The 6,393-nt window shown below is 77.5% G+C and carries 6 protein-coding genes; 1 reads left to right on the top strand and 5 read right to left on the bottom strand.

The genetic code is table 11. The features are described 5' to 3' along the window. Positions 1-279: hypothetical protein (locus tag MNY60_RS23065; RefSeq protein WP_242341546.1), on the bottom strand; the 279-nt coding region annotated here is incomplete at its 3' end. A gap of 300 nt (positions 280-579) precedes the next feature. Here MNY60_RS23065 and MNY60_RS23060 point away from each other — a divergent pair. Then, positions 580-888, top strand: coding sequence for a hypothetical protein (locus MNY60_RS23060; protein ID WP_242341547.1), 309 nt, complete (start codon positions 580-582; stop codon positions 886-888). Positions 889-918: 30 nt separating this feature from the next. On the opposite strand, the gene MNY60_RS23055 is transcribed toward MNY60_RS23060, so the two are convergent. The 4 genes from MNY60_RS23055 to MNY60_RS23040 form a co-directional block, all read right to left on the bottom strand. Further along, positions 919-1,200 (bottom strand): polyhydroxyalkanoic acid system family protein, encoded by a 282-nt coding sequence (locus MNY60_RS23055; protein ID WP_242341548.1) that lies wholly within the window; start codon positions 1,198-1,200, stop codon positions 919-921. 11 nt (positions 1,201-1,211) lie between these two features. Beyond that, positions 1,212-1,907 carry a 7-cyano-7-deazaguanine synthase QueC gene (gene queC, locus MNY60_RS23050; protein WP_242341549.1) on the bottom strand — a complete coding sequence of 232 codons (696 nt, stop codon included), beginning with the start codon at positions 1,905-1,907 and terminating at the stop codon, positions 1,212-1,214. A 72-nt stretch (positions 1,908-1,979) separates the two neighbouring features. After that, on the bottom strand, positions 1,980-2,522 hold the full coding sequence (locus MNY60_RS23045) for a hypothetical protein (protein WP_242341550.1): 543 nt from the start codon (positions 2,520-2,522) through the stop codon (positions 1,980-1,982). Beyond that, positions 2,519-6,393: tetratricopeptide repeat protein (locus MNY60_RS23040; RefSeq protein ID WP_374109414.1), on the bottom strand; the 3,875-nt coding region annotated here is incomplete at its 5' end. The genes MNY60_RS23045 and MNY60_RS23040, both read right to left, overlap by 4 nt.

Here is a 6,393-nt window from a genome sequence, read left to right as displayed (position 1 = left end):
CGGGACGAGCGCGAGGAGGAGCAGGAGCGCGGCCGCCGAGAGCTCGGCGGCGGAGGCGGCGCGATCCGAGCCGCCACGCGCCGCGTAGACGAGCCAGAGCGCGGGCACGCCGAGCGCGAAGCGGGCGCGCGGCCACTCCAGGGCGGCGACCGTGGCGATGCACACGAGCAGGCCCATCGCCACGTCGTGCAGGATCGGCCCGACCGCGCCGTACCCGAGCACGAGCGGCGCCAGCATGAGCGCGAGGCCCACCGCGAAGCTCGCCCAGCGCGCGTACATTCGAAGGGAAGGTGGCGGCGCGCCCGTGCTCTTTCAAGCCACGCTCGCCGGGCGGGCTGCTGGCGAGCCGACCGGGCGAGCGCATGCCATGCCGCCGGGATCGTGATCGGCGCGAGGCGCGCCCGGGCCCGCGCAGGGCTCCCGGTCGAAGTACCGGATACAACGCCCTGGCCCCCGTACCACTCGCGGGCGGAAGGACGTCCGCCGCAGCGCCGATATCGTGCGCAGCCGGAAATTGGGCGGGGTCAGGCCCCCCGGCTAGGATGCGCCGACTCCGACCGGTTCCGGCAGGATCGCGGCATGCCCCGCCGTCGAACGGACCGGTCGCGCCCGGACTCCGCCATGACCTACGCCGAGGAACGCGTCGCTTCCGAGATGGGCCGGGTGATGCTCGCGCTCTACCGCGCGGGGATGCAGGTCCGGCTCTGGCCCGACGCGCTGAAGGGGCGGGCGAGCGCCCGTATCGTCCCCGGCCCCTCCGCGAAGCGCCGCCGGGGCGAGGCCCCCCGCGCCGTGACGGGCGTGGGCGACTCGCCCCTCCAGGCCATCTACGCGGCCGTGGAGCGGATGAACGAGCGGTCGGGGGCCATCGTCGTTCCGCTCGAGTGATCCAGCGCGCGAGGCACCCGCGACGAAGACCTACGGGAAGAGCCCATCGAGCTTCTTCTCGATGTCTTCCTGGACCTTCTGGCGCATCGAGCCGGGGATCAGCATCGGGAACTTGAGCTCGACGGTGACCTCCCCGTCGCGCACCTGGTACGCGCCAGAGACGCCCATCTTGGCGACCTTGCCCGTCTTCGACCCGCCGTCCTTCTGGTAGTCGAGCGAGAGCTTCTGGGCGATGCGCTCCATCACCTCGTCGACCTTCTCGTAGATCTCGCCCGCGCTCTTGCCCGGGTACTTCCTCGTGATCTGCGGCATCCGTTCTCCTGTCACTCGTCGATGTAGAGAGTTGGGTCGGTAACACCCGCCTCGTCAAACCCCTTCCGGCGCAGGACGCAGGCATCACACGCGCCACAGGCTCGTCCGCGGACGGGGTCGTAGCACGAGAGGGTGAGCCGGTAGGGAACTCCGAGCGAGGTCCCGAGCTTCACGATGCCCGCCTTGGTGAGCCGGAGCAGCGGCGCGTGGATTCTCAGCGGCCGTCCCTCCACGCCCGCCTTCGTCGCCACCTTCGCCAGGCGCTCGAACGCCCGCAGGAACGCCGGCCGGCAGTCCGGGTAGCCGGAGTAGTCGATGGCGTTCACGCCGACGAAGACGTCCTCCGCGCCGATCGTCTCGGCGTGCGCGAGCGCGAGCGCGAGGAGCACGGTGTTCCTCGCCGGGACGTAGGTGACCGGGATCTCGGGCGCCCCGCGGCGCTCTCTCCGCCGCTTGGGCACCGCGATCGCGGGATCCGTCAGCGCCGAGCCGCCGAAGGCCGAGAGGTCCACCTTGACGACCCGGTGATCGGCCGCGCCGAGGACGCGGGCGAGCCGCCGGGCGCGGGCGAGCTCGCCCTTGTGCCGCTGGCCGTAGTCCACCGAGAGGCAGTGCGCCTCGAAGCCGTCGCGCCGCGCGACCGCGAGGCAGGTCGTCGAGTCGAGGCCGCCGGAGAGGAGCACCACCGCGCGCTTCGTCTTCGTCATGAGGGCGGGGATTCTAAGCGACGGCCCCCGATTCGCGAGCACCTTCGGTGTCCGCGCGTGCCGCGCCCCGGCTCAGGGGGAGGGGGCCGACGTGAGCGCGTAGGTGGCCGCGCACGGCAGCGCACAGGAGCCGCAGTTCCCGGCGAGGTACTCGAAGCGCTCCTCGAGCGTGCCGGTGAACGTCGCCGCGGCGCCCTCGCCCGTGACGGTCCCGGTGACGTGCTCCACGGCCGACACCGAGCAGTTCGGGCCGCACCGGTCGAGCACCGCGAGGCCGGAGCTCGCCTCGAGCGTGTACGTCCCGTCCGCCGCGCGCGAGCCGTAGTACGTCGCGCCGCGACCGCCGGGGCACAGCGCCGCCGGCCAGCTGCCCGCGGCCGCCGGCTCGGCGGTGAGCTTCGCCTGGAAGCTCGCCACGATCCGCGTGGGCGGGTCCGTGACGGGCGGGACGGCGGTGCAGGCGGACTCCGGCGCGCCGTCGGGGAGCGAGACCTCGAGGCGGAAGCTGCCCACCGGCTCGCCCGGGCAGGTGCTCTCGCCCGTGTCCGAGCAGGCGAGGACCAGGCCGGCGAGGGCGGCGAGGACGGCGAAGCTCGTGCGGACCAGGCGGGTCATCCCAGCGCCGCGAGGCGCAGCTCGAGGAACGGATCGGAGAGGGCGAAGAGGGCGACGTCGCGCAGGTCGGCGAGCGCGAGCGCCCGCGCGGGCGCGGGCGGGCTCTCCACGAGCCTGCGGTCGGCGAGGAGCAGCGCGTGGAGCGCGGCGCCCGGGTCGCCGCAGCGCAGGAGCGCGACGCGGTTCGCGGTGCGACGGAGGGCAGCGGCGAGCGCGCGGGGATCCGTCGCCGCGAGCTCGCCGGAGGCGTCGCGCGCGAGCCTTCGGGCGTCCTCGCGGACCGACGGGGGGACGGAGAGCTCGAGCGCGGCGAGGAACGCGCCCGCCCGCTCCGGCGGGAGCCCCTGCGAGGGCGGGGAGCCGCCCGAGAACCGGCACGCGAGCTCGAGCAGGATCCCGACGTCGCGCGGCGCGAACTTCCCCGCGAGCGCCCAGCCGTGGCCGAGGAGATCCACGGCGCGCGCCGCCGCGAACGCGAGCGCGGCGGGCGCGAGCTTTTCGGCGCCGGCGGCCACGATGACCGAGGGCGGCTGCGTGTTCTCGAGCGCGATCCCCGCGCCGGGCGCGCCGGCGAGGAACGCCGCGAACGGGCGCCCGTGCAGCGCGCCGCGCGCCGCGTCGAGTGCGGCCCGGACCGCGGGACCGCGCGGTCCGACGAGCCGGTCTGCGGTCGTGACGCCGTGGCGGGCGAGGTCCGCAGGGAAGAGCGGCTCGAGGTACGGGGTGAGCAGCGCGAGGAGCCGCGCGAGCGGGCCGGTCGCGCCCGGGGCGGCGATGCGCTCGCGCAGCCCGGGCGTGACGGGCGCGAGGCGGGGTGCAGCGGCAGGCGTGGCGTCGCGGGCCGCGTCGCCGGTTCCGGCGGCGAACGCGGCGAGCGACGCGGCGAGCCGCGCGCGCTCCCCGAGGCGCGCGCGCTCGGGCGCGGGGCCGGCCTGCGCGGCCGCGCTCGAGAGCGAGGCCACCTGGCGAAGCGCGCCTTCGTCGGAGGGTTCCGAGCGGGCGATCTCGAGCCAGGCCTCGAGGGCGCGCGGTGCGGAGTCGGGACGGCCGTCGAGCAGCGCGACCAGCGCGCGGCGGGTGTCGGCGTCGTCCGGGACGAGGGCGAGGGCCTTCTCGAGCATCACGGCGGCGCGCTCCGGCGAGCCGAGCCGTCCGCGCAGCACGTCCGCGAAGTGGCGGTAGCGCGCCGAGGCGGCGAGCGGATCGTAGGCGGCGATCGCGTCCGCGCACACCTCACCGAGCTCGACGTACTCGTCGAAGCGCCCGAGCTTCTCCGCGACGCGCGACAGATCGCGCGCGAGGGTGAGGTCGGCAGGGTCCGCCTCGAACGCCGCGAAGAGCAGGGTCCGCGCCCGATCGAGCTCGCCCGCGGCCATGAGGGCACGGCCGAGGGCGGCGGGATCGGAGGGGTCGGGGTCCGCGCTCGCACTCGCGGTCGAGGTCGCGGTCGCCGCCGTCGCCCCCGCGGTCGGGGACGGCGGCGTAGCGCTCGAGGTCGGGTTCGAGCTCGCGGCCGCGGCCGGCCTCGTGGCCCTTCCCACCTTCGCCTCGACCGCGAGCGCCTCGGCGCGATCGAACGCCTCGGAGTCGCCGGGCTCCTTCGCGAGCAGCTCGCGCCAGGTTCGCGCGGCCTCGTCCGCGAGCCCGGCGCGCTCGAGCGCGTGGGCGAGGCGGCGCGCGTGCTCGGTGCGCTCGGCCTCCGGCACGGCCGAAGGATCGATCGCGCGGAGGTGCTCGGCCGCGCCGCCCGTGTCGCCGGAGGCGAGCGCTGCGTCCGCCAGCGCGAGGCGCGCAGGCGGGGAGCCGGGGTGGGCGAGGACCGCGGCGCGGTACGCGCGCGACGCGTCGCCGCGCGCCCCGGCCTCCTCGAACAGCCGCGCCGCGTCGAGCGCCGCGGCGGCGGCCTCGTCCCCCTCGGCGCGGATCGACGCGGAGAGGAGCGCACGGGCCGCCGCGATGGGGTCCCCGAGCGTCGCCTCGATCCGCGCACGCGCCTGGAAGACGCCCGCGGAGTCGGGATCCGTCTCGCAGGCGACGTCGAGCAGCGAGCGCACCTCGTCCGCGGGCGCGCCCGCGCGCGCGAGGAGGCCGCCCGCGGCGAGGAGCGCGGCGGCGCGGTCGGCTGGATCGTCGGTCGCGAGCGCGCGCTCGACGCACGCGCGGGCCGCACCGCGGGGGTCGTAGTCGCCGGGCGCGAAGGCGGGCTCCTCGGCAGGAGCTGATTCGACGGAAGGAGCGGCCTCCGCGGCGGCAGCAGGGCCCTGCGCGGCGACGGCCTCGGGGGCCGCGCCCGGCTCGGGGGCGGGAGCGGGCTCCGCCACCGCCGCGGCGGAGGCTGCGCCGTCCGCGGACGCAGGGGCGGCGTCCGTCGCGAGGGCGGCGAGCGCGGCCGCGCTCGCGAGGTCGTGCGCGAGCTCGGGAAGCTCGGGTTCCTCGCTCGCGGCGGGCAGCCGCGGCTCGAGCGCTTCCGACTCGAACGCGAGATCCTCCCAGCCGGTGCCGGGAGCCGTTTCCGTCGGGGTCGGGGTCGCGGTCGGGGTCGCGGTCGCGGTCGGGGTCGGGGTCGGGGTCGCGGTCTCGGTCTCGGTCTCGGTCTCGGTCGCAGTCGGAGTCGGAGTCGGAGTCGGAGTCGCGGTTGCGGTCGGGGTCCCGGTCGCGGTCGCAGTCGGAATCGGGGTCGGGAACCCGAGCTCCTCCCAGCCGGCGCCTGCCGGCGTCTCGGGAGCGGTCGCCGTCGGGATCTCGGTCTCGAGCGAAATCGTCGTCGGGCTCAGGCTAGGGACGGCGGCCTCGGTCGCGACGGCGAGGTCGAGCTCGAACGGCGGGAGCGCGTCCACGACGTCGGCGAGCCACCTGGCCGGGTCACCGAGCGCCTCCGCGCCCGCCTCGGCGGTGGTGCCGCTCGCGTCGGCGAGCGGGTCCGGCGCGCCGAAGACCTCCGCTCGAGCGTGCCCGCCCGCGACGGCGGCCCAGGCCGCTTCCGCGCGCGGATCGGAGGGCGCGAGCGAGAGGGCCCGCTCGAGGTGGGGGATGCCATCGTCGGCGCGGCCGTCGGCGACCGCGGCGAGCCCGAGCCGGAAGCGCGCGGGCGCCTCGTCCTCGGCGGGGACGTCGCCCGCGACCTCGGCCCGCACGACCACGCGCAGGTCCAGCTCGGCGGCGGCGCGGTCGCCGCGCGCGGCCGCGACGCAGCCGGCGAGGGCAGCGAGCGCGCCGGTGTCGCCGGGGGTGGCGGCGAGCGCCTCGTCGTAGGCGGCGATCGCGTGCTCGATCGCGCCGGCGGCGGCGAGCGCGTCACCCCGGGCCCGGTGGCAGGCGCCGGCCTCGCCCGGCACGGCGGCGGCCCGCGCGGAGAGCACGGCGTCGCGTCGCTCGAGGTCGTCCGCGGCGTCGGCGAGCGCCGCGGCGAAGGCGGTGTCGTCGGCGGGGCTGGCCCCGAACGCCGCGCGGCGCGCCTCGGCGGCGCGCGCGACGTCCCCGCCGGCCTCGAGGTCGGCGGCGGCCTCGATGAGGAGGGCGGCGCGGGCAGCCTCGGCGGCGGCGCTCGCCCGCGCGAGGAGGAGCTGGGCGCGCTCCCGGGGCCGACCGCGGAGCGCCTCGAGCAGGAGCGGCAGCCCCTCCTCGGCGGACGCGGGGTGACGGGCGGCCGCGCGGCGCAGCGCGACGGCGGCGCCGTCGGGGTCGTCCGCCTCGAGGAGCACCGCGGCCACCTCCCGCGCGTACGCCGCAGCGCCGGCGGGATCGCCGCCCTCGACAGAGAGCCGCTCGAGCCCGTGGAGCGCCCTCGCCGCGTCGGCGAGGCGTCCGGCCTCCCGGGCGCGGGGGATGGCCTCCTCGAGGAGCGCCGCCGCCTCGGTGGCGGCGCCGGCCT

Origin of the sequence: Anaeromyxobacter sp. SG17, from assembly GCF_022690695.1 — a bacterium.
Lineage (GTDB): Bacteria > Myxococcota > Myxococcia > Myxococcales > Anaeromyxobacteraceae > Anaeromyxobacter > Anaeromyxobacter soli.
Note: the sequence above shows the minus strand (reverse complement) of the source record. Positions and strands in the feature narration are given on the sequence as shown.